Raw genomic sequence first — 21,336 nt, 5'->3', positions numbered from 1 at the left:
GATGTTACTGGCGTGAAACCGTGAATTTAGCTGATACAAAGAGTGCGCAGCCTCACAATGGTGCGACAAACCGTTTCCGACCCGGACGCATCGTCCGGCGCACGACGCGCTACAATGGCGGCTTTTACCGATCATGAGGTGTGCGCTTTGACTGCTCCAGGTCCTTTGAATTCCGCTGCGGGCTCGCTTTATGTGGTGGCGACGCCCATCGGCAACCTGGATGACATCAGCGCCCGGGCGTTGAAGATCCTGCGCGAGGTGGCACTGATTGCTGCGGAAGATACGCGCCATTCCCAGCGTCTGATGCAGCACTTCGGCATCTCCACTCCGCTTGCAGCCTGCCACGAGCACAACGAGCGGGATGAAGGCAGTCGCTTCATTACCCGTCTGCTGGCGGGTGACAACGTCGCGCTGATTTCCGACGCCGGTACGCCGCTGATTTCCGATCCGGGTTATCACCTGGTGCGTCAGGCGCGTGCCGCCGGGATCAATGTGGTGCCGGTGCCGGGCGCATGCGCGTTGATCGCAGCGTTATCGGCTGCCGGCCTGCCGTCCGACCGTTTCATCTTCGAAGGCTTTCTTCCGGCCAAGGCCGTAGGGCGCAAAGCGCGCCTGGAAGCTATCAAGGAAGAATCGCGCACACTGATTTTCTACGAGGCGCCGCATCGTATTCTGGAGTGCCTGCAGGATATGGAGGCGGTATTCGGCGCTGATCGTCCGGCATTGCTCGCTCGTGAAATCACCAAGACCTTTGAAACACTCAAGGGATTGCCGCTGAGTGAGTTGCGGGCATTCGTCGAGGCCGACAGCAATCAGCAGCGTGGCGAATGCGTCGTGGTGGTGGCGGGCTGGACTGCGCCGGAATCCGAAGACGCCGTCAGCAGCGAGGCGATGCGCATCCTCAATCTGTTGCTGGAAGAGATGCCGCTCAAGCGTGCGGCGGCCCTGGCGGCGCAAATCACCGGTGAGCGCAAAAACGTGCTGTATCAGGTGGCGCTGGATCAGCAAAAAGACGCGTAACCCGTCGCGCAGACCGGTTTGCGGGCTATTAGCGCTTGTTCTTCGGCCGCTCTGCCGTTAACCTGCGCGGCGGAGAGTCGATCGGACAGTCGCTGCCCTCTATGAAAATTAGAGGGGGGAGGAAAGTCCGGGCTCCATAGGGCGAAGTGCCAGGTAATGCCTGGGAGGCGTGAGCCTACGGAAAGTGCCACAGAAAATAACCGCCTAAGTGCTTCGGCGCCGGTAAGGGTGAAAAGGTGCGGTAAGAGCGCACCGCACGTCTGGCAACAGTTCGTGGCTAGGTAAACCCCACTTGGAGCAAGACCAAATAGGGTCCCAAGGCGTGGCCCGCGCTGGGACCGGGTAGGTTGCTAAAGATGTCCAGTGATGGCCATCGTAGACGAATGACTGTTCAAGACAGAACCCGGCTTACAGATCGACTCTCCACCTTTTTCTTTTCCCTGCTTGAATTAAAGGCGACAGGGCTGTTTATTATCAGCAGGCCTGCGCTGGAAATCCGGCAGCGGCAAACGCAGTAATAGCCATTTCCCACCTTGCTTCAATCAACAGCAGAAGCGCTTTTGTAATACCGAAAAAATCTTACTCTTAACAAATTACTTTAACTTTCGAGCGCAGCTTTCAGTGCTGCTTCAAGTTATTGGATAAAAGCATCCGCCAGATTCTCGTTGCTCCTCCTTTTATGCTCCTAAATCTCCGTTCTGTAAGGGTTTTCCTTTAATCCGCGCCTTGACGGTGTGGTGGGCGCATTCCTATAGTGTGCGCAAGTGGCGGAAAGTGGCATGAAGTGGGTTTTTTGAGCTCAAAACGATAAAAATTGGAGAAACGCTGACGTGTTTCGCGGAGCTAACGCTATCAGTCTCGACGCAAAGGGCCGTCTCGCCATGCCGAGCCGGTACCGTGACGAGCTCGTTTCGCGCAGCTCCGGCCAGTTGATCGTGACCATTGATGCCGTTGATCCGTGTTTGTGTGTCTACCCGCTCGATGAGTGGGAAATTATTGAAACCAAGTTGCGCGCGCTTCCTTCTCTTCGCGAAGAGAACCGTCGTCTGCAACGTTTATTGATTGGTAATGCCGTTGACCTCGAGCTCGACGGCAGTGGTCGTTTCCTGGTGCCGCCGCGTCTGCGCGAATACGCGAAGCTCGACAAGCGCGCAATGCTGGTGGGCCAACTGAACAAGTTCCAACTGTGGGACGAAGATGCCTGGAACGCGGTTTCTGCCGCTGACCTGGCTGCCATACAACAACCGGGCGCCATGCCTGACGAACTGCGTGATCTGATCCTGTGACTATTGATAGCGGCTTCAACCACATCACCGTACTGCTTGACGAAGCCGTCGAGGCTCTCGCCGTACGTCCTGATGGCTGCTATCTGGACGGCACGTTCGGACGCGGCGGGCACAGCCGGTTGATCCTGAGCAAGCTCGGGCCGGATGGTCGGCTCATCGGATTCGACAAGGATCCTCAAGCGATTGCCACCGGGCAAACGCTAGCGGCCGAAGACGGCCGCTTTGTCGTTGTGCAACGCAGCTTTGCCGAGCTCGGCTCGGTGGTTGCCGAACAGGGGCTTACAGGCAAGGTCAGCGGCATTCTGTTGGATCTGGGCGTGTCTTCGCCTCAGCTCGATGATGCCGAGCGCGGCTTCAGTTTCCTCAACGACGGCCCGCTGGACATGCGCATGGATCCGTCCCGTGGCATCAGCGCCGCCGAGTTCGTCAATACCGCGCCGGTGGAAGAAATCGCCCGTGTCTTCAAGGAATACGGCGAAGAACGTTTCTCCGGTCGCATGGCCCGTGCCGTGGCCGAGCGTCGTGACATCACGCCGTTCGAGCGCACCGCCGATCTGGCTGAAGTCCTGAAAGTCGCCAACCCGGCGTGGGAAAAGGGCAAGAACCCGGCAACCCGCGCTTTCCAGGGCCTGCGCATTCACGTCAACAACGAACTGGGCGATCTGGAAGCGGGCCTCGAAGCCGCGCTCGAATGCCTGGAAGTGGGCGGTCGTCTGGTCGTAATCAGCTTCCACTCGCTGGAAGACCGTATCGTCAAACTGTTCATGCGCAAGCTGGTGAAAGGCGAAGCCGACAACTTGCCGCGCAACCTGCCGGTTCGCCACGTTGCGTTCGAACCGAAAATCAAAGTCCATGGCAAAGCGCAGACGGCCTCCGACGCCGAACTCAAAGCCAACCCACGTTCCCGTAGCGCCGTCATGCGCGTCGCGGAGAAATTGCGGTGAGCAAGCTTTTCGCCAAGCCATTGCCCGGCGGCAGCTTTTTGATGCTGCTGTTGTTCATCGGCGTGCTGGTGTCGGCCATCGGCGTGTCTTACAGCGCCCACTGGAACCGCCAATTGCTCAACACCCTTTACAACGAGCTGAGCGTGCGCGACAAGGCGCAGGCCGAGTGGGGGCGCCTGATTCTGGAGCAAAGTACCTGGACCGCCCATAGCCGGATCGAAGTGCTGGCTACCGAACAACTGAAGATGCACATCCCCGGCGCAGCTGACGTGAAGATGGTGGCGCCATGATGAAGCTCGAAGGGGCACTCTTCCCGTGGCGCTTCCGTCTGGTGGTCGGTCTGCTGGGTATGATGGTGGCCGCGATCTGCTGGCGCATCATCGACCTGCAAGTGGTCGACCGCGACTTCCTCAAGGGCCAGGGCGATGCGCGCAGCGTTCGTCATATCCCGATTCCGGCGCACCGTGGTCTGATCACCGACCGTAACGGCGAGCCGCTGGCCGTCAGTACGCCGGTGACCACCCTGTGGGCGAACGCCAAGGAAATGCAGCTGGCCAAAGAGAAGTGGCCGGCACTCGCTGCGGCGCTGGGGCAGGATCCTAAAGCACTGGCCGAACGTCTTGAAGCACAGGCCAACAAAGAATTCATTTATCTGGTGCGCGGGTTGACCCCTGAGCAGGGCCAGGCCGTGCTCGACCTGAAAGTGCCGGGCGTCTACGGCATCGAAGAATTCCGCCGGTTCTACCCGGCCGGTGAGGTGACGGCGCACATGGTCGGGTTCACCGACATCGATGACCACGGTCGTGAAGGCGTCGAGCTGGCCTACGATGAATGGCTGGCCGGCGTGCCCGGCAAGCGGCAAGTCATCAAGGATCGGCGCGGACGGCTGATCAAGGATGTCCAGGTCACCAAAAACGCCAAGGCCGGCAAGCCCTTGGCGTTGTCGATTGACCTGCGTCTGCAATATCTGGCCAACCGCGAGCTGCGCAACGCGATCATCGAGAACGGCGCCAAGGCCGGCAGTCTGGTGATCATGGACGTGAAGACCGGCGAGATCCTCGCCATGGTCAACCAGCCGACCTACAACCCGAACAACCGTCGCAACCTGCAACCGGCGATGATGCGTAACCGCGCAATGATCGACGTGTTCGAACCCGGTTCGACCATGAAAGCGATCTCGATGAGCGCCGCGATCGAAACCGGCCGCTGGAAACCGAGCGACACCGTCGAGGTGTATCCAGGCTCCCTGCAGATCGGTAAATACACGATCAAGGACGTATCGAAAACCGAAGGTCCGGTACTCGATCTGACCGGTATTCTGATCAATTCCAGTAACGTCGGCATGAGCAAGGTCGCGTTCGATATCGGCGGCGAAACCATTTTCCGCCTCGCACAGAAAGTCGGCCTCGGCCAGGACACCGGCCTCGGCTTTCCGGGCGAGCGTGTCGGCAACCTGCCGAACTACCGCGAGTGGCGCAAGGCCGAGACTGCAACGCTGTCGTACGGCTACGGTATTTCGGTGACCGCGATTCAACTGGTGCACGCGTTTTCGGCGTTGGCCAACAACGGTCGTCTCGCACCGCTGACCCTGATCAAAACCGACAAGGCGCCGCAGACCACCCAGGTGCTGCCGGAAGCCGTCGCCAAAACCATGCAAGGCATGCTGCAACAAGTGATCGAAGCCCCGCGCGGGGTGTTCCGTGCGCAGGTGCCGGCCTATCACGTGGGCGGCAAGTCCGGTACCGCGCGCAAGACATCGGTCGGCACCAAGGGCTACGCCGAAAACTCTTACCGCTCGCTGTTCGCCGGCTTCGGCCCGATGAGCGATCCACGTTATGCAATCGTCGTGGTGATCGATGAACCGACCAAGGCCGGTTACTTCGGTGGTCTGGTCTCGGCGCCGGTGTTCAGTCGCGTGATGTCGGGCACCCTGCGCCTGATGAACGTCACCCCGGACAACCTGCCGACGACACAACAGGCCAACGCCACCCCGGCCGTTCCGCTGAAAGCCAATGGAGGGCGCGGCTGATGTCTCTGAGTCTGAACAAGATTTTTCCCCACGCCGGCCACGATCTGTTGATCCGTGAACTGGCGCTCGACAGTCGCAACGTGCGCGCGGGTGACCTGTTCCTCGCGGTGCCGGGCGGCAAGTTCGACGGTCGTGCGCACATCGCCGACGCCTTGCAGCGCGGCGCGGCTGCCGTGGCTTATGAAGTGGAAGGCGCCACCGTGCTGCCGATCACCGAAGTGCCGCTGATTCCGGTCAAAGGCCTGGCTGCGCAGCTGTCGGACATCGCCGGGCGTTTTTATGGTGAGCCAAGTCATCATCTGAATCTGATTGGCGTCACTGGCACCAACGGCAAGACCAGCGTGACTCAGTTGGTGGCGCAGGCGCTGGACCTGCTCGGTCAGCATTGCGGCATCGTCGGCACCTTGGGCTCCGGTTTCCACGGCTCGCTGCAAAGCGGCCTGCACACCACGCCGAACCCGATTGCCATGCAAGCGACTCTGGGCGACCTGAAAAAGGCCGGCGCCAAAGCCGTGGCCATGGAAGTCTCGTCCCACGGTCTGGATCAGGGCCGGGTTACCGCGCTGGCGTTCGACGTCGCGGTGATGACCAACCTGTCCCGCGATCACCTGGATTACCACGGCACCATGGAAGCGTACGCCGAGGCCAAGGCCCGGCTGTTCGCCTGGAATGACCTGAAGTGCCGCGTGGTCAACCTTGACGACGATTTCGGCCGGCAACTGGCCGCTGAAAAACGCGAGTCGCGGTTGATCACTTACAGCCTGCTCGACAGCAGTGCCTATCTCTATGTGCGTGAAGCGCAGTTCGATGACCATGGCGTGCGCGCCACGCTGGTGACGCCACAGGGCGAGCATCATCTGCGCAGCACGCTGCTCGGTCGTTTCAACCTGAGCAATGTACTGGCCGCCGTCGGCGCCTTGCTCGGTCTCGACTACGCGCTCGACGAAATCCTCAAGGTGTTGCCGAAACTCGAAGGTCCGGCCGGACGCATGCAGCGTCTCGGCGGCGGTACCCAGCCGCTGGTGGTGGTCGATTACGCCCACACGCCGGATGCCCTGGAAAAAGTTCTGACCGCATTGCGTCCGCACGTCAAAGGCCAATTGTTGTGCCTGTTCGGCTGCGGCGGTGATCGCGATCGCGGCAAGCGTCCGCTGATGGCCGAAGTGGTCGAGCGTCTGGCCGACCGCGTGCTGGTGACCGATGACAATCCGCGTACCGAAGATCCAGCCGTCATTTTTGATGACATCCGCGCCGGTTTCACGGCTGTGGCCAAGGTGACGTTCGTGGCCGGTCGCGGTCAGGCCATCGCGCAACTGATCGCCGGTGCTTCGGCGGATGACGTGATCGTTCTGGCCGGCAAAGGTCACGAGGACTATCAGGAAATCAACGGCGAACGCCATGCATTCTCGGATCTGGTCGAGGCCGATCACGCCTTGACCGCGTGGGAGGTGGCCCATGCTTAAGGCCCTGAAACTCAGCGAGTTGACCAACGCGCTCGATGCCCGTCTGATCAGTGCCGACGCCAGTTTTGACGGCGTGAGCATCGACAGCCGCGCGATCAAGGCCGGCCAACTGTTTATCGCCCTGACCGGTCCGCGTTTCGACGGTCATGACTATTTGAATGAAGTCGCTGCCAAAGGCGCCGTTGCTGCATTGGTCGAGCGCGAAGTCGCCGACAGCACGCTGCCGCAGTTGCTGGTCAAGGACACCCGCCAGGCGCTCGGCCAATTGGGTGCGCTGAACCGTGCCGCGTTCACCAAACCGGTCGCCGCTGTTACCGGTTCCAGTGGCAAGACCACGGTCAAGGAAATGCTCGCGAGCATCCTGCGCACGCGCGGTTCGGTACACGCGACCCGTGGCAACCTGAACAACGACCTCGGCGTACCGCTGACCCTGCTCGAACTCGCCCCGGAGCACAGCGCGGCGGTGATCGAACTGGGTGCTTCGCGTCTGGGTGAAATCGCTTACACCGTAGGGCTGACCAAGCCGCACGTGGCGATACTCAACAATGCCGGAACCGCCCATGTCGGCGAGTTTGGCGGGCCGGAGAAAATCGTTGAAGCCAAGGGCGAAATCATCGAAGGACTGGCAGCCGATGGCGTCGCGGTGCTGAACCTCGATGACAAGGCGTTTGGCATCTGGAAGACCCGCGCTGCCGGTCGCAAGGTACTGACGTTTGCTCTGAGCAACTCTCAGGCGGATTTTTACGCCAGCGACCTGGCCACCGATGCCCGTGGCTGCCCGGCGTTCAACCTGCACACTCCTGAAGGTGTGGAACGGGTTCAACTGAACCTGCTCGGCACCCATAACGTCGCCAACGCCATGGCTGCCGCCGCTGCCGCGCACGCCTTGGGCGTGTCGCTGTTCGGCATCGCCACGGGGCTTGGCGCGGTACAACCGGTCAAGGGTCGCACCGTCGCGCAGCTGGCGAAAAACGGCATGCGCGTGATCGACGACACTTACAACGCGAACCCCACCTCCATGTGCGCGGCCGTTGATATACTCGCCGGCTTTTCCGGCCGCACCGTCCTGGTGCTCGGGGATATCGGCGAGTTGGGCGACTGGGCGGAGCAGGGGCACCGCGACGTGGGCGAGTACGCCCGGGGCAAGGTTTCCGCGCTTTATGCCGTCGGGCCGAACATGGTCCACGCCGTGAACGCATTCGGCGAACAGGCGCATCACTTCGGCACACAGGCCGAACTGATCCAGGCCCTCGACGCCGAGCAGGACACAAACACCACCATTTTGATCAAGGGTTCGCGCAGCGCGGCGATGGAAAACATCGTTGCGGCCCTGTGCGGGTCCAGTCTGGAGAAACATTAATGCTGCTGCTGCTAGCGGAGTATCTGCAACAGTTCTACAAAGGCTTCGCGGTCTTCCAGTACCTGACCCTGCGCGGGATTCTCGGTGTGCTGACCGCGCTGGTCTTGTCGCTGTGCTACGGCCCGTGGATGATCCGCACCCTGCAGAACCGTCAGATTGGTCAGGCCGTTCGTAACGACGGCCCGCAATCGCACCTGTCCAAATCCGGTACGCCGACCATGGGCGGCGCGCTGATTCTGTCTTCGATCGGTGTCAGCACCCTGTTGTGGGCCGACCTGAGCAACCGCTACGTGTGGGTCGTGTTGCTGGTGACTCTGCTGTTCGGCGCCATCGGCTGGGTCGACGACTATCGCAAGGTGATCGAGAAGAACTCCCGTGGTCTGCCGAGTCGCTGGAAATATTTCTGGCAGTCGGTGTTCGGCCTCGGCGCGGCGATCTTCCTTTATATGACCGCCTCCACGCCGGTGGAAACCACCCTGATCCTGCCGATGCTCAAGGACTACAGCATTCCGCTGGGCGCAGGCTTCATCGTGCTCACGTACTTCGTGATCGTCGGTTCGAGCAACGCGGTCAACCTCACCGACGGCCTCGACGGTCTGGCGATCATGCCGACAGTAATGGTCGGCGGCGGCCTGGGCATCTTCTGCTACCTGTCGGGTAACGTGAAATTCGCTGAGTACCTGCTGATCCCTTACGTACCGGGCGCAGGCGAGCTGATCGTGTTCTGCGGCGCGCTGATCGGTGCCGGCCTGGGCTTTCTGTGGTTCAACACCTACCCGGCGCAAGTCTTCATGGGCGACGTCGGCGCACTGGCGCTGGGCGCGGCCCTGGGCACCATCGCGGTGATCGTCCGTCAGGAAATCGTCCTGTTCATCATGGGCGGCGTGTTTGTGATGGAAACCCTGTCAGTCGTCATTCAGGTTGCGTCCTTTAAGCTGACCGGTCGCCGTGTGTTCCGCATGGCACCGATTCACCACCACTTTGAACTCAAGGGCTGGCCCGAGCCGCGCGTGATCGTCCGTTTCTGGATCATCACCGTGATTCTCGTGCTGATCGGCCTTGCCACCCTGAAGCTGAGGTAGAACGAGTGTCTCTGATCGCTTCTGACCACTTCCGCATCGTTGTCGGCCTCGGCAAGAGCGGCATGTCCCTGGTTCGCTTCCTGGCGAACCGGGGCGTGGCGTTTGCCGTGGCCGACACGCGGGAAAATCCACCGGAACTGGCCACGCTCCAGCGTGACTATCCGCACGTGGAAGTGCGTTGTGGCGAGCTGGACGTCGAGTTCCTGTGCCGTGCCGACGAGCTCTACGTGAGCCCCGGCCTGGCGCTGGCGACCCCGGCCCTGCAAGCCGCTGCGGCCCGTGGCGTAAAGCTGTCAGGCGACATCGAGCTGTTCGCGCGTAACGCGAAGGCGCCGATCGTGGCCATCAGCGGCTCCAACGCCAAAAGCACCGTCACCACTCTGGTCGGCGAGATGGCGGCTGCGGCCGGCAAACGCGTCGCTGTGGGCGGCAACCTCGGTACGCCGGCGCTGGATCTGCTCAGCGATGACGTCGAGCTGTACGTGATGGAGCTGTCGAGTTTCCAGCTGGAAACCACCGACCAGCTCAACGCCGAAGTGGCGACCGTGCTCAACATCAGCGAAGACCACATGGACCGCTACAGCGGTCTGCCGGCTTATCACCTGGCCAAGCACCGGATCTTCCGTGGTGCGAAGCAGTTCGTGGTCAACCGTCAGGACGCCCTGACCCGGCCACTGATGGGCGAGGGCCAGCCTTGCTGGACCTTCGGCCTGACCAAACCCGATTTCAAGGCATTCGGTCTGCGCGAAGAGAATGGCGAGAAATACTTGGCCTTCGAATTCCAGAACCTGATGCCGGTGCGCGAATTGAAGATTCGCGGTGCCCACAACCAGTCCAACGCCTTGGCGGCGCTGGCGCTCGGCCACGCGGTCGAGCTGCCGTTCGACGCCATGCTGGCAGCGCTGCGCACCTTCGCCGGTCTCGAACACCGTTGCCAGTGGGTGCGTGATCTGGACGGCGTCGGTTACTACAACGATTCGAAGGCCACCAACGTGGGCGCCGCACTGGCTGCCATCGAGGGCCTGGGTGCGGACATCACCGGCAAGGTCGTGCTGATCGCCGGTGGCGACGGCAAGGGTGCCGACTTCAAGGACCTGCGCGATCCGGTGGCGGCCCATTGCCGTGCCGTGATCCTGATGGGGCGCGACTCCGACAAGATCGGCGAAGCCATTGGCGATGCCGTGCCGTTGATCCGCGCCACCACACTGATCGACGCCGTCGAGAAATGCCGCGCCGCCGCCCAACCGGGTGACGTGGTGCTGCTGTCGCCGGCCTGCGCCAGTTTCGACATGTTCAAGAACTACGAAGACCGTGGTCACCAGTTCGTCCGCGCCGTGGAGGGTCTGGCATGAGCTTGAGAAACATCATCAAGCCATACCCGTCGCCGCTCATTACCGGACGTGGGATCGACCTCGACTTCCCGATGCTCGCCGGTTGCCTGGCGTTGCTCGGCCTGGGCCTGATCATGATCGCCTCGGCTTCCACCGAAGTGGCCGCCGTGCAGTCGGGCAGCCCGCTGTATTACATGATTCGTCACCTGATTTACGTGGTGCTGGGCCTGGGGGCCTGCGTCGTCACGATGATGATCCCGATCGCCACCTGGCAGCGACTCGGCTGGATGATGCTGATCGGTGCGTTCGGTCTGCTGGTGATGGTGATCATCCCGGGGATCGGTCGTGAGGTGAACGGTTCGATGCGCTGGATCGGTTTCAGCTTCTTCAACGTCCAGCCGTCCGAGATCGCCAAGGTGTTCGTGGTGATCTACCTCGCCGGTTATCTGGTGCGTCGCCAGAAAGAAGTGCGCGAGAGCTGGATGGGCTTCTTCAAGCCGTTCATCGTGCTGCTGCCGATGGCCGGCCTGTTGCTGATGGAGCCGGACTTCGGTGCCACCGTCGTGATGATGGGCGCCGCGGCGGCGATGCTGTTCCTCGGCGGGGTCGGGCTGTTCCGGTTCTCGCTGATGGTGGTGCTGGCCGTGGCGGCGGTGGTGTTGCTGATTCAGATGCAACCGTACCGGATGGCGCGTCTGACCAACTTCGCCGACCCGTGGGCCGACCAGTTCGGTGCCGGTTATCAGTTGTCGCAAGCCTTGATCGCGTTCGGTCGCGGTGAATGGCTGGGCGTAGGCCTGGGCAACAGCGTGCAGAAGCAGTTCTACCTGCCGGAAGCACACACCGACTTCGTGTTCTCGGTTCTGGCCGAAGAGCTCGGCGCCGTGGGTTCTCTGTGCACCGTGGCGCTGTTCGTGTTCGTGTGTATTCGCGGCATGTACATCGGTCTGTGGGCCGAGAAAGCCAAACAGTTCTTTGCCGCTTACGTTGCCTATGGGTTGTCCTTCCTGTGGATCGGCCAGTTCCTGATCAACATCGGCGTGAACGTCGGCCTGCTGCCGACCAAGGGCCTGACCTTGCCGTTCCTCAGCTATGGCGGCAGTTCCCTGGTGATCTGCTGCGCCTGCCTTGGCTTGTTGCTGAGGATCGAGTGGGAGAGCCGGACCCACCTGGGCAGTGAAGAGATGGAGTTCCATGAGAGCGACTTCGCCGAGGAGCCGAACCATGGGCGCTAACGTTTTGATCATGGCTGGCGGCACCGGTGGCCACGTATTCCCGGCGCTGGCCTGTGCCCGTGAATTCCAGGCGCGCGGCTACACCGTGCACTGGCTCGGCACGCCGCGCGGAATCGAAAACGATCTGGTGCCGGCGGCGGGTCTTGAATTGCACCGCATCAACGCCACCGGCCTGCGCGGCAAGGGCAAGCTGTCGTTGCTCAAGGCACCGTTCATGTTGCTGAAATCGGTATGGCAGGCGCGGGCGATCATTCGCCGGTTGCGTCCGGTGTGCGTGGTCGGATTCGGCGGCTATGTGACCGGCCCCGGTGGTATCGCCGCCAAACTGGCCGGCGTGCCGGTGATCGTTCATGAGCAGAACGCCGTGGCCGGGACCGCCAATCGGTTGCTGGTGCCGTTCGCCGCCCGGGTGTGTGAAGCCTTCCCCGACACCTTTACCCTGTCGGACAGCCGCCGTACCACCGGTAACCCGGTGCGCAGCGAGCTGTTCCTCGAAACACCGCGCCCGGCCCTGGCCGGACGCAAGGCGCGTTTGCTGATCCTGGGCGGAAGCCTGGGCGCAGAGCCGTTGAACAAGTTGCTGCCTGAAGCCCTGGCACAAGTCGCTGCCGACTTGCGTCCGGAAGTGTTCCATCAGGCGGGCAGAAACCACGATGAAGTGACTGCAGAGCGCTACCGCGCCGCCGGCGTGGATGCGCAGGTGCAGCCGTTCATCAAAGACATGGCCCAGGCCTATGGCTGGGCTGACCTGGTGGTGTGCCGCGCCGGCGCATTGACCATCAGCGAACTGGCCGCCGCCGGTCTGCCCTCGATGCTGGTGCCTTTGCCCCACGCGATCGACGATCACCAGACCCGCAACGCCGATTATTTGGCCCGCGAAGGCGCTGCCTTCCTGATGCCGCAAAGAACGACTGGCGCCGCGGAGCTTGCCGCGCGCCTGACAGAGGTCTTGATGCAACCGCAACGACTCGAACAAATGGCCCAAGCGGCCCGCCGTCTGGCAAAACCCGAAGCCACCCGCAGCGTGGTGGATACCTGTCTGGAGGTGGCCCATGGTTGAGAATCAGAAAGCCATGCCACAACCGGAAATGCGCCGCATCCGTCGCATCCACTTCGTCGGGATCGGCGGCGTGGGCATGTGCGGCATCGCCGAAGTGCTGCTGAACCTGGGCTATGAAGTGTCCGGTTCGGACCTTAAAGCTTCGCCGGTGACCGAGCGCCTGGAATCCTTCGGTGCGCAGATCTTTATCGGCCACCGTGCCGAGAACGCCGCTGCCGCCGATGTGCTGGTGGTGTCGAGCGCCGTCAACACGTCCAACCCGGAAGTGGCGACCGCTCTGGAACGCCGCATCCCGGTGGTTCCGCGTGCCGAAATGCTCGCCGAACTGATGCGCTACCGCCACGGCATCGCCGTCGCCGGTACTCACGGCAAGACCACCACCACCAGCCTGATCGCTTCGGTGTTCGCGGCCGGTGGCCTGGATCCGACCTTCGTCATCGGTGGCCGTCTGAACGCCGCGGGCACCAATGCCCAGCTCGGCACCAGCCGTTACCTGATCGCCGAAGCCGATGAGAGCGACGCAAGCTTCCTGCACCTGCAACCGCTGGTGGCCGTGGTCACCAACATCGACGCCGACCACATGGCGACCTACGACGGTGACTTCAACAAGCTGAAGAAAACCTTCGTCGAGTTTTTGCACAACCTGCCGTTCTACGGTCTTGCAGTGGTGTGCCTGGACGATCCGGTGGTGCGTGAAATCCTGCCGCAGGTCAAACGTCCGGTCGTCACCTACGGCTTCAGCGAAGAAGCCGACGTGCGCGCGATCAATGTTCGCCAGCAGGGCATGCAGACCTTCTTCACCGTACTGCGCCCCGAGCGTGAGCCGCTGGATGTGTCCGTGAACATGCCGGGCAACCACAACGTACTCAACGCACTGGCAACCATCTGCATCGCCACCGACGAAGGCGTCAGCGATGAAGCCATCGTCCAGGGCCTCTCCGGGTTTCAGGGTGTTGGCCGGCGTTTCCAGGTCTACGGCGAACTGCCGGTGGACGGCGGCAAGGTGATGTTGGTCGACGACTACGGTCACCACCCGACCGAAGTCGCGGCAGTCATCAAAGCCGTGCGCGGTGGCTGGCCTGAGCGCCGGCTGGTGATGGTTTACCAGCCGCACCGCTACAGCCGCACCCGCGATCTGTACGACGACTTCGTGAATGTGCTGGCCGATGCCAACGTGCTGTTGCTGATGGAAGTCTATCCGGCCGGCGAAGAGCCGATCCCGGGTGCCGACAGCCGCAAGCTGTGCAACAGCATCCGTCAGCGCGGCCAGCTTGACCCGATCTACATCGAGCGCGGCGTCGACCTGGCACCGCTGGTCAAGCCGCTACTGCGTGCCGGCGACATTCTGCTGTGCCAGGGCGCCGGTGATATCGGTGGCCTTGCACCAAAACTGTTGAAAAGCGAGTTGTTCGCCGGTGCCGTGGCGGCACCGGTCGAGGGGAAGTTGAAATGACTGCTGCCTACGCCAATCTGTTTTCCACCATCGCCCCGAAGGATTTCGGCCGGGTGGCTGTGCTGTACGGTGGCCTGAGCGCCGAGCGTGAGGTCTCGCTGAAGTCCGGCAACGCGGTGCTCTCTGCGTTGCAAAGCGCCGGTGTGGACGCGTTCGGCATCGACGTCGGTGCCGACATTCTGCAGCGCCTGCTGAGCGAGAAGATCGACCGCGCGTTCATCATCCTCCACGGTCGCGGCGGTGAAGACGGCAGCATGCAGGGTCTGCTCGAAGTGGCCGGCATTCCGTACACCGGCAGCGGCATCCTGGCTTCGGCGCTGGCGATGGACAAATTGCGCACCAAGCAGGTCTGGCACACGCTCGGGATTCCGACGCCGCGTCACGCCGTGCTGCGCAGCGAGGCCGATTGTATTTCGGCAGCGACGGAACTGGGCTTCCCTTTGATCGTCAAACCGGCGCATGAAGGTTCAAGTATCGGGATGGCCAAAGTGAGTTCTGCGTCCGAGTTGATCGACGCATGGAAAGCGGCCAGTACCTACGATTCGCAAGTGTTGGTCGAGCAATGGATCCACGGTCCCGAGTTCACCATCGCCACCCTGCGTGACCAGGTGTTGCCGCCTATCGCGCTGGGCACGCCACACACGTTCTACGACTACGACGCCAAGTACATCGCCAACGATACCCAGTATCGGATTCCGTGCGGGCTCGATGCCGCCAAGGAAAAGGAACTCATGGACCTCACGGCGCAAGCCTGCGAGGCGCTGGGCATCGCCGGCTGGGGCCGGGCGGACGTGATGCAGGACGCCGACGGCAAATTCTGGTTTCTGGAAGTCAACACCGCTCCCGGCATGACCGATCACAGCCTGGTACCGATGGCGGCGAAAGCGGCCGGTCTGGATTTCCAGCAACTGGTCCTGGCCATTCTGGCCGCCAGTGTCGATGCCGATGGCAAGAAAGAGGCGCGAGGTTAAGACCATGCAAGGCGCACATCTCAGACATCAGCCACCCGCACCCGGCCGCAAGCCGGTGCCGCGGGGTGCCAGCCGAATGGTGGCCAAAGAGCCGATGTCCGCGCGCCTGCCGAAAGCCAACTTCGGCTTCTTGAAAAGTCTGTTCTGGCCGGTGCTGCTGGTGGCCCTGGGGTTCGGTACTTACGAAGGCGCGCAGCGTTTGTTGCCGTACGCCGACCGGCCGATCACCAAGATCGCCGTGCAGGGCGACCTGAGTTACATCAGCCAGCAAGCGGTGCAGCAGCGGATCGCCCCGTACGTGGCGTCGAGCTTCTTCACCATCGACCTGGCGAGCATGCGCACCGAGCTTGAGCAGATGCCGTGGATCGCCCACGCCGAAGTACGTCGGGTGTGGCCGGATCAGGTGGTGATCCGCCTCGAAGAGCAACTGCCGGTGGCCCGCTGGGGCGACGAGTCGTTGCTCAACAACCAGGGCCAGGCGTTCACGCCCAAGGAACTGGCGAACTACGAACACCTGCCGCAGCTGTTCGGCCCGCAGCGGGCCCAGCAGCAAGTGATGCAGCAATACCAGGTACTGAGCCAGATGCTCCGGCCATTGGGCTTCTCGATTGCGCGGCTCGAGCTGCGTGAACGTGGCAGCTGGTTCCTGACCACCGGTGCCGGCAGTTCCGGTCCCGGGATCGAACTGCTGCTGGGACGCGGCAACCTGGTGGAAAGGATGCGCCGCTTCATTGCCATCTACGACAAGACGCTTAAAGACCAGATTACGAACATTGCGCGCATCGATCTGCGCTACGCCAACGGCCTCGCTGTTGGCTGGCGGGAACCAGTAGCGCCGACGACAGCCCAACCCGCTGTCGCAAAGAATTAAGAAGAGGCAGGACCCATGGCAAACGTGCAAAGCGGCAAAATGATCGTCGGTCTCGATATCGGCACCTCCAAGGTGGTGGCGCTTGTCGGCGAGGTTGCGGACGACGGCACGCTCGATATCGTCGGGATCGGCACCCATCCGTCCCGCGGCCTGAAAAAAGGCGTGGTGGTCAACATCGAGTCCACCGTGCAGTCGATCCAGCGCGCGATCGAGGAAGCCCAGTTGATGGCGGGCTGCCGCATTCACTCGGCGTTCGTCGGCGTGGCGGGCAATCACATCCGCAGCCTGAACTCCCACGGCATCGTCGCGATCCGCGACCGCGAAGTCAGCTCCGCTGACCTGGAGCGCGTACTCGACGCCGCCCAGGCCGTGGCGATCCCGGCCGACCAGCGTGTGTTGCACACCCTGCCGCAGGATTACGTGATCGATAACCAGGAAGGCGTGCGCGAGCCGCTGGGCATGTCCGGCGTGCGTCTGGAAGCCAAGGTTCACGTGGTCACCTGCGCCGTCAACGCTGCACAGAACATTGAAAAATGCGTGCGTCGCTGCGGTCTGGAAATCGACGACATCATTCTTGAGCAACTGGCCTCGGCCTACTCGGTCCTGACCGACGACGAAAAAGAGCTGGGCGTTTGCCTGGTCGACATCGGCGGCGGCACCACCGACATCGCGATCTTCACCGAAGGTGCCATCCGCCACACGGCGGTGATCCCGATCGCGGGCGACCAGGTGACCAACGACATCGCCATGGCGTTGCGCACTCCGACCCAGTACGCCGAAGAAATCAAGATCCGTTACGCCTGCGCCCTGGCCAAACTGGCCGGTGCCGGCGAGACCATCAAGGTGCCGAGCGTCGGCGACCGTCCGCCGCGCGAACTGTCGCGTCAGGCCCTGGCCGAAGTGGTCGAGCCGCGTTACGACGAGCTGTTCACCCTGATCCAGGCCGAGCTGCGCCGCAGCGGCTACGAAGACCTGATCCCGGCCGGCATCGTGCTGACCGGTGGTACCTCGAAGATGGAAGGCGCTACCGAACTGGCCGAAGAAATCTTCCACATGCCGGTCCGCCTGGGCGTGCCGCACGGCGTGAAGGGGCTGGATGACGTGGTACGCAACCCGATTTATTCCACTGGCGTTGGCTTGTTGATGTACGGCCTGCAGAAGCAGTCCGACGGGATCTCGTTCTCGGGCATCGGCAACCGCGACAGCTACAGCAGCGATGAGCCGCAGGCGCCGTTGCTGGACCGTTTGAAGAAGTGGGTTCAAGGCAACTTCTAACGCTTTACCGCAGCACCGCAACAAATCAGCAGTAGGCGAAAAAACTAGAGAATGTAAGGAGAGGGAAAATGTTCGAACTCGTAGACAACATCCCCGCAAGCCCGGTAATCAAAGTTATCGGTGTTGGCGGTGGCGGCGGCAACGCTGTCAACCACATGGTCAAGAGCAACATCGAAGGCGTGGAATTCATCTGCGCCAACACCGATGCTCAAGCGCTGAAAAACATCGGCGCGCGCACCATTCTGCAACTGGGCACCGGCGTGACCAAAGGCCTGGGCGCCGGCGCCAACCCGGAAGTCGGCCGTCAGGCTGCGCTGGAAGATCGCGAGCGCATTGCTGAAGTGCTGGCCGGCACCAACATGGTGTTCATCACCACCGGCATGGGCGGCGGTACCGGTACCGGTGCTGCGCCGATCATCGCCGAAGTGGCCAAGGAAATGGGCATCCTGACCGTTGCGGTCGTGACCCGTCCGTTCCCGTTCGAAGGTCGCAAGCGTATGCAGATCGCCGACGAAGGCATCCGCATGCTCTCGGAAAGCGTCGACTCGCTGATCACCATTCCGAACGAAAAACTGCTGACCATTCTCGGTAAAGACGCAAGCCTGCTGTCGGCTTTCGCCAAGGCTGACGATGTACTGGCCGGCGCCGTTCGCGGTATCTCCGACATCATCAAGCGTCCGGGCATGATCAACGTCGACTTCGCCGACGTGCGCACCGTGATGAGCGAAATGGGCATGGCGATGATGGGCACTGGCTGCGCCAGCGGTCCGAACCGTGCACGTGAAGCGACCGAAGCGGCCATCCGCAACCCGCTGCTGGAAGACGTGAACCTGCAAGGCGCACGCGGCATCCTGGTGAACATCACTGCCGGTCCTGACCTGTCTCTGGGTGAGTACTCCGACGTGGGTTCGATCATCGAAGCCTTCGCTTCCGAGCACGCCATGGTCAAGGTCGGTACCGTGATCGATCCGGACATGCGCGATGAACTGCACGTGACCGTGGTTGCCACGGGTCTGGGCGCGAAAATCGAGAAGCCTGTGAAGGTCATCGACAACACCGTTCACACCTCGATGGCGGCTGCGCCAGTGCAACAACCGGCACCCGCTCGTCAGGAACAGCCAGCGGTGAACTACCGTGACCTGGACCGTCCGACCGTCATGCGCAACCAGGCTCAGGCCGGTGCTGCGACTGCCGCGAAGATGAATCCGCAAGATGACCTGGACTACCTGGACATCCCGGCTTTCCTGCGTCGTCAGGCCGATTGATGAAATGTATCAGGGGTATTCAGGTGATTGGTGTTCAGCAAAGGCTCGGTCTGCTATCATCGCCAGCCTTTGTTGATACCAGTTCGCAATTTGCGCTGAAGCGGCCCATGCCATGATTAAACAACGCACACTGAAAAATATTATCCGTGCCACCGGTGTAGGTCTGCACTCCGGGGAGAAGGTTTACCTGACCCTCAAGCCTGCACCTGTCGACACCGGGATCGTCTTTCGTCGTGCCGATCTCGATCCGGTTGTCGAGATACCGGCTCGCGCGGCCAACGTCGGCGAGACAACCATGTCGACGACGCTGGTCAACGGTGACGTGAAGGTAGACACGGTGGAGCACCTGCTCTCGGCCATGGCTGGCCTGGGCATCGATAACGCCTACGTCGAGCTCTCCGCGTCTGAAGTCCCGATCATGGATGGCAGCGCAGGACCTTTCGTATTCCTGATTCAATCGGCTGGCCTGGAAGAACAGGACGCCGCCAAGAAATTCATCCGCATCCTGCGTGAAGTGACAGTGGAAGACGGCGACAAGCGCGCCACTTTCGTCCCTTTCGAAGGGTTCAAGGTGAGCTTCGAGATCGATTTCGATCACCCGGTTTTCCGGGACCGCACCCAAAGTGCAAGCGTGGACTTTTCCAGCACTTCGTTCGTAAAAGAAGTCAGCCGCGCCCGTACTTTCGGTTTCATGAGTGACATCGAGTACCTGCGCAAGCACAACCTCGCACTCGGCGGCAGCGTGGAAAACGCGATCGTGGTCGATGCCGATGGCGTACTGAACGAAGACGGCCTTCGCTATGAAGACGAATTCGTGAAGCACAAGATCCTCGATGCGATTGGCGACCTGTACCTGCTGGGCAACAGCCTGATTGGTGAGTTCAAGGGCTTCAAGTCCGGCCACGCACTGAACAACCAGCTACTGCGCAAGTTGATTGAGCAGAAAGATGCCTGGGAAGTCGTGACGTTCGAAGACGCCAGCACTGCACCAATCTCTTACATGCGCCCGGTTGCGGCGGTGTAAGTAAAAAACCTCTCTAGTTTTTTGAAGGCCACCTTTGGGTGGCCTTTTTTTATGCCTGCTCTCAGGCCATGACTACCCGGTTTCGCCCACCTTCCTTGGCTTGATACAGCGCCTTGTCCGCTGCGAACAACAGCTGCTCCAGGCTGATCTCGCTGGTGGCTGTCCAGGTGCTGATGCCGATGCTCACGGTCATCGGTGACTGGTCTTGATTCACGCCCGGCAGTTGTTCCACCGCCGCGCGAATGTGCTCGGCGATCTGTTGTGCTCCCAGGCTGTCGGTCTCTGCGAGAATCACCGAAAACTCCTCACCGCCATACCGCGCCACCAGATCCGCCGGACGCCGCACATTGGAGGTGATTACCCTGGCCAGTTCACGCAACGCCTGATCCCCGGCCTGGTGCCCGTGTTGGTCGTTGAAGGCCTTGAAGTGGTCCGCGTCGATCATCAGCAATGACAGCGGCTTGCCCGAGCGCTGGGCGCGGAACCATTCGTGGCGCAGCGACTGATCGAGCATTCGCCGGTTGGCGACCCCCGTCAGGGCATCGGTCGCCGCCAATTGCGCCAGTTCCCGTTCGGCCCGCTGGCGCAGGCGCAGCTCCCGGGCCAGCAGCCAGGTCAGCCACAGCAGGCCGGCACACAGCACGCCGGTGGCGCCGCTGATCAGGATCGCCGTGCGTCGCCACGCGCCGAATACTTCTTCGCTGGACAGGGCAACGATCACCGTCAGCGGCAGATTGCCGACCCGCGAATAGGTGTACAGCCGTTGCTGATAATCCATGCTCGAAATGCTGTTGAAACTGCCGCTGCCGTTGCTGTCGCGCAGGATCCGCACCACATTGGGCCGGGTGGCGAAGCTCTTGCCGATCGAATCACTTTGCAGGTAAGGCTTTTGCGCCAGCAGGATGCCGTCGTTGTTGATGATGTTCAGGGTGCTGTCGATGCCGATATCGAGGCTGTTGAACAGCTGATCGAAGTAGTCGAGTTTCATCGACGCCACGGCCACGCCCAGGAAATCGCCGGTGTCCGAGGAAATCCGCCGGCTGAAACTGATCCGCCACTGGTTGGCGTCGTCGCAATCGCAACGGGGCTTGAACGGGCGGCTGATGAACATGCCGGCGTCGCGGTTGAAGGCGTGGGCCAGGAAGTAATCGCGGTCGGCGAAATTGCCCGGTAGCGGTTCGACCCGCGAGGAGTCGGCGATGACCTCGCCATGCTTGTCGAGCAGCAGAATGTCGCCCTTGAAACGCGCTGTGGTGGAGCGGTCGAACAGCGCCAGGTGACGGATCTGCGGCGACACGTTTTTCAGGTCGTCGCGCTGGGCGGCGGCAATCAGACCTTGCAGAGTCAGGTCGTACAGTTCGACGGTACGCAGCACATCGGCGTCGATCAACTGGGCAATGGTAGTGGCGCTGCGGGTGGCCGATTCCTGAGCGTTGGCGTGTTCGCGGATCAGCAGGAACGTGACGATACACACAATCGCGATCACGCTCAGCAGGCTGCCGAGGATCAGCAGCAGCTCGGGACGTCCGGTCTTGCCCGCAGCAGGTGGGGTACGGCTCGCGATCATGGTTGGGTTGTCGGTTGAGGAGTCTTATAAGCGTAGTTGTACAAACGTCGCTGCCGCACACGCAAGAAAAAGGCCAGCGCATAAGGCCGGCCTCTCAACT

The 21,336-nt window shown here is 61.7% G+C and carries 18 protein-coding genes and 1 other RNA gene; 18 read left to right on the top strand and 1 reads right to left on the bottom strand.

The window, feature by feature from the left end; all coding sequences use genetic code 11:
- The first annotated feature begins 114 nt into the window (after positions 1-114).
- The 18 genes from rsmI to lpxC all read left to right on the top strand — a co-directional run bounded on the left by rsmI (position 115) and on the right by lpxC (position 19,669).
- Positions 115-1,020 (top strand): 16S rRNA (cytidine(1402)-2'-O)-methyltransferase, encoded by a 906-nt coding sequence (gene rsmI, locus CAF79_RS25275; protein ID WP_085700844.1) that lies wholly within the window; start codon positions 115-117, stop codon positions 1,018-1,020.
- Positions 1,021-1,093: 73 nt separating this feature from the next.
- Positions 1,094-1,447, top strand: an RNA gene (gene rnpB / locus CAF79_RS25270) — RNase P RNA component class A.
- A gap of 403 nt (positions 1,448-1,850) precedes the next feature.
- Positions 1,851-2,306 (top strand): division/cell wall cluster transcriptional repressor MraZ, encoded by a 456-nt coding sequence (mraZ, locus tag CAF79_RS25265; RefSeq protein WP_003205355.1) that lies wholly within the window; start codon positions 1,851-1,853, stop codon positions 2,304-2,306.
- Positions 2,303-3,250, top strand: a complete 948-nt coding sequence (rsmH, locus tag CAF79_RS25260; protein ID WP_085700843.1) for a 16S rRNA (cytosine(1402)-N(4))-methyltransferase RsmH — start codon at positions 2,303-2,305, stop codon at positions 3,248-3,250. Before mraZ ends, rsmH begins: the two co-directional genes overlap by 4 nt.
- On the top strand, positions 3,247-3,540 hold the full coding sequence (gene ftsL / locus CAF79_RS25255; RefSeq protein WP_085700842.1) for a cell division protein FtsL: 294 nt from the start codon (positions 3,247-3,249) through the stop codon (positions 3,538-3,540). Before rsmH ends, ftsL begins: the two co-directional genes overlap by 4 nt.
- A complete protein-coding gene (locus CAF79_RS25250; protein ID WP_170929795.1) occupies positions 3,540-5,279 on the top strand; it encodes a penicillin-binding protein 2 in 1,740 nt (579 codons plus the stop codon). Before ftsL ends, CAF79_RS25250 begins: the two co-directional genes overlap by 1 nt.
- On the top strand, positions 5,279-6,742 hold the full coding sequence (locus tag CAF79_RS25245; RefSeq protein ID WP_085700840.1) for a UDP-N-acetylmuramoyl-L-alanyl-D-glutamate--2,6-diaminopimelate ligase: 1,464 nt from the start codon (positions 5,279-5,281) through the stop codon (positions 6,740-6,742). Before CAF79_RS25250 ends, CAF79_RS25245 begins: the two co-directional genes overlap by 1 nt.
- Positions 6,735-8,102 (top strand): UDP-N-acetylmuramoyl-tripeptide--D-alanyl-D-alanine ligase, encoded by a 1,368-nt coding sequence (gene murF / locus CAF79_RS25240; RefSeq protein ID WP_085700839.1) that lies wholly within the window; start codon positions 6,735-6,737, stop codon positions 8,100-8,102. Before CAF79_RS25245 ends, murF begins: the two co-directional genes overlap by 8 nt.
- The gene (mraY, locus tag CAF79_RS25235; protein WP_085700838.1) at positions 8,102-9,184 is read left to right on the top strand and encodes a phospho-N-acetylmuramoyl-pentapeptide-transferase; all 1,083 of its coding nucleotides are present in this window, start codon (positions 8,102-8,104) and stop codon (positions 9,182-9,184) included. Before murF ends, mraY begins: the two co-directional genes overlap by 1 nt.
- Before the next feature lie 5 nt (positions 9,185-9,189).
- Positions 9,190-10,536 carry a UDP-N-acetylmuramoyl-L-alanine--D-glutamate ligase gene (murD, locus tag CAF79_RS25230; protein ID WP_085700837.1) on the top strand — a complete coding sequence of 449 codons (1,347 nt, stop codon included), beginning with the start codon at positions 9,190-9,192 and terminating at the stop codon, positions 10,534-10,536.
- Positions 10,533-11,750 (top strand): putative lipid II flippase FtsW, encoded by a 1,218-nt coding sequence (ftsW, locus tag CAF79_RS25225; RefSeq protein WP_085700836.1) that lies wholly within the window; start codon positions 10,533-10,535, stop codon positions 11,748-11,750. The genes murD and ftsW overlap by 4 nt, the downstream gene beginning before the upstream one ends.
- A complete protein-coding gene (gene murG / locus CAF79_RS25220; RefSeq protein ID WP_085700835.1) occupies positions 11,740-12,810 on the top strand; it encodes an undecaprenyldiphospho-muramoylpentapeptide beta-N-acetylglucosaminyltransferase in 1,071 nt (356 codons plus the stop codon). The genes ftsW and murG overlap by 11 nt, the downstream gene beginning before the upstream one ends.
- On the top strand, positions 12,803-14,263 hold the full coding sequence (murC, locus tag CAF79_RS25215; protein WP_085700834.1) for a UDP-N-acetylmuramate--L-alanine ligase: 1,461 nt from the start codon (positions 12,803-12,805) through the stop codon (positions 14,261-14,263). Before murG ends, murC begins: the two co-directional genes overlap by 8 nt.
- Entirely contained in the window at positions 14,260-15,234 is a 975-nt protein-coding gene (locus CAF79_RS25210; protein WP_085700833.1) for a D-alanine--D-alanine ligase, read from the top strand. The genes murC and CAF79_RS25210 overlap by 4 nt, the downstream gene beginning before the upstream one ends.
- 4 nt (positions 15,235-15,238) lie before the next feature.
- Positions 15,239-16,105 (top strand): cell division protein FtsQ/DivIB, encoded by an 867-nt coding sequence (locus tag CAF79_RS25205; protein WP_085700832.1) that lies wholly within the window; start codon positions 15,239-15,241, stop codon positions 16,103-16,105.
- A gap of 15 nt (positions 16,106-16,120) precedes the next feature.
- A complete protein-coding gene (ftsA, locus tag CAF79_RS25200) occupies positions 16,121-17,380 on the top strand; it encodes a cell division protein FtsA (protein ID WP_085700831.1) in 1,260 nt (419 codons plus the stop codon).
- Between the two features lie 68 nt (positions 17,381-17,448).
- A complete protein-coding gene (ftsZ, locus tag CAF79_RS25195; protein ID WP_085700830.1) occupies positions 17,449-18,645 on the top strand; it encodes a cell division protein FtsZ in 1,197 nt (398 codons plus the stop codon).
- 112 nt (positions 18,646-18,757) lie between these two features.
- Entirely contained in the window at positions 18,758-19,669 is a 912-nt protein-coding gene (lpxC, locus tag CAF79_RS25190; protein ID WP_007956752.1) for a UDP-3-O-acyl-N-acetylglucosamine deacetylase, read from the top strand.
- 61 nt (positions 19,670-19,730) lie between these two features.
- On the opposite strand, the gene CAF79_RS25185 is transcribed toward lpxC, so the two are convergent.
- Positions 19,731-21,236: a sensor domain-containing diguanylate cyclase gene (locus CAF79_RS25185; protein ID WP_085700829.1), complete on the bottom strand. Its 1,506-nt coding sequence runs from the start codon at positions 21,234-21,236 to the stop codon at positions 19,731-19,733.
- Positions 21,237-21,336 lie beyond the last annotated feature (100 nt).

Source organism: Pseudomonas sp. B26(2017) (genome assembly GCF_002113045.1).
In the GTDB taxonomy this organism is placed as follows: Bacteria; Pseudomonadota; Gammaproteobacteria; order Pseudomonadales; family Pseudomonadaceae; genus Aquipseudomonas.
The sequence above is the reverse complement of the archived record's forward strand: the minus strand, read 5'-3'. Positions and strand labels throughout refer to the sequence as shown.

Bases quoted from the DNA above. Each gene is read 5' to 3' on its own strand.
- rsmI (WP_085700844.1), top strand. From the start codon at position 115: ATGGCGGCTTTTACCGATCATGAGGTGTGCGCTTTGACTGCTCCAGGT.
- CAF79_RS25250 (WP_170929795.1), top strand. From the start codon at position 3,540: ATGAAGCTCGAAGGGGCACTCTTCCCGTGGCGCTTCCGTCTGGTGGTC.
- CAF79_RS25245 (WP_085700840.1), top strand. From the start codon at position 5,279: ATGTCTCTGAGTCTGAACAAGATTTTTCCCCACGCCGGCCACGATCTG.
- murF (WP_085700839.1), top strand. From the start codon at position 6,735: ATGCTTAAGGCCCTGAAACTCAGCGAGTTGACCAACGCGCTCGATGCC.
- mraY (WP_085700838.1), top strand. From the start codon at position 8,102: ATGCTGCTGCTGCTAGCGGAGTATCTGCAACAGTTCTACAAAGGCTTC.
- ftsW (WP_085700836.1), top strand. From the start codon at position 10,533: ATGAGCTTGAGAAACATCATCAAGCCATACCCGTCGCCGCTCATTACC.
- murG (WP_085700835.1), top strand. From the start codon at position 11,740: ATGGGCGCTAACGTTTTGATCATGGCTGGCGGCACCGGTGGCCACGTA.
- murC (WP_085700834.1), top strand. From the start codon at position 12,803: ATGGTTGAGAATCAGAAAGCCATGCCACAACCGGAAATGCGCCGCATC.
- CAF79_RS25210 (WP_085700833.1), top strand. From the start codon at position 14,260: ATGACTGCTGCCTACGCCAATCTGTTTTCCACCATCGCCCCGAAGGAT.
- CAF79_RS25205 (WP_085700832.1), top strand. From the start codon at position 15,239: ATGCAAGGCGCACATCTCAGACATCAGCCACCCGCACCCGGCCGCAAG.
- ftsA (WP_085700831.1), top strand. From the start codon at position 16,121: ATGGCAAACGTGCAAAGCGGCAAAATGATCGTCGGTCTCGATATCGGC.
- ftsZ (WP_085700830.1), top strand. From the start codon at position 17,449: ATGTTCGAACTCGTAGACAACATCCCCGCAAGCCCGGTAATCAAAGTT.
- lpxC (WP_007956752.1), top strand. From the start codon at position 18,758: ATGATTAAACAACGCACACTGAAAAATATTATCCGTGCCACCGGTGTA.
- CAF79_RS25185 (WP_085700829.1), bottom strand. From the start codon at position 21,236: ATGATCGCGAGCCGTACCCCACCTGCTGCGGGCAAGACCGGACGTCCC.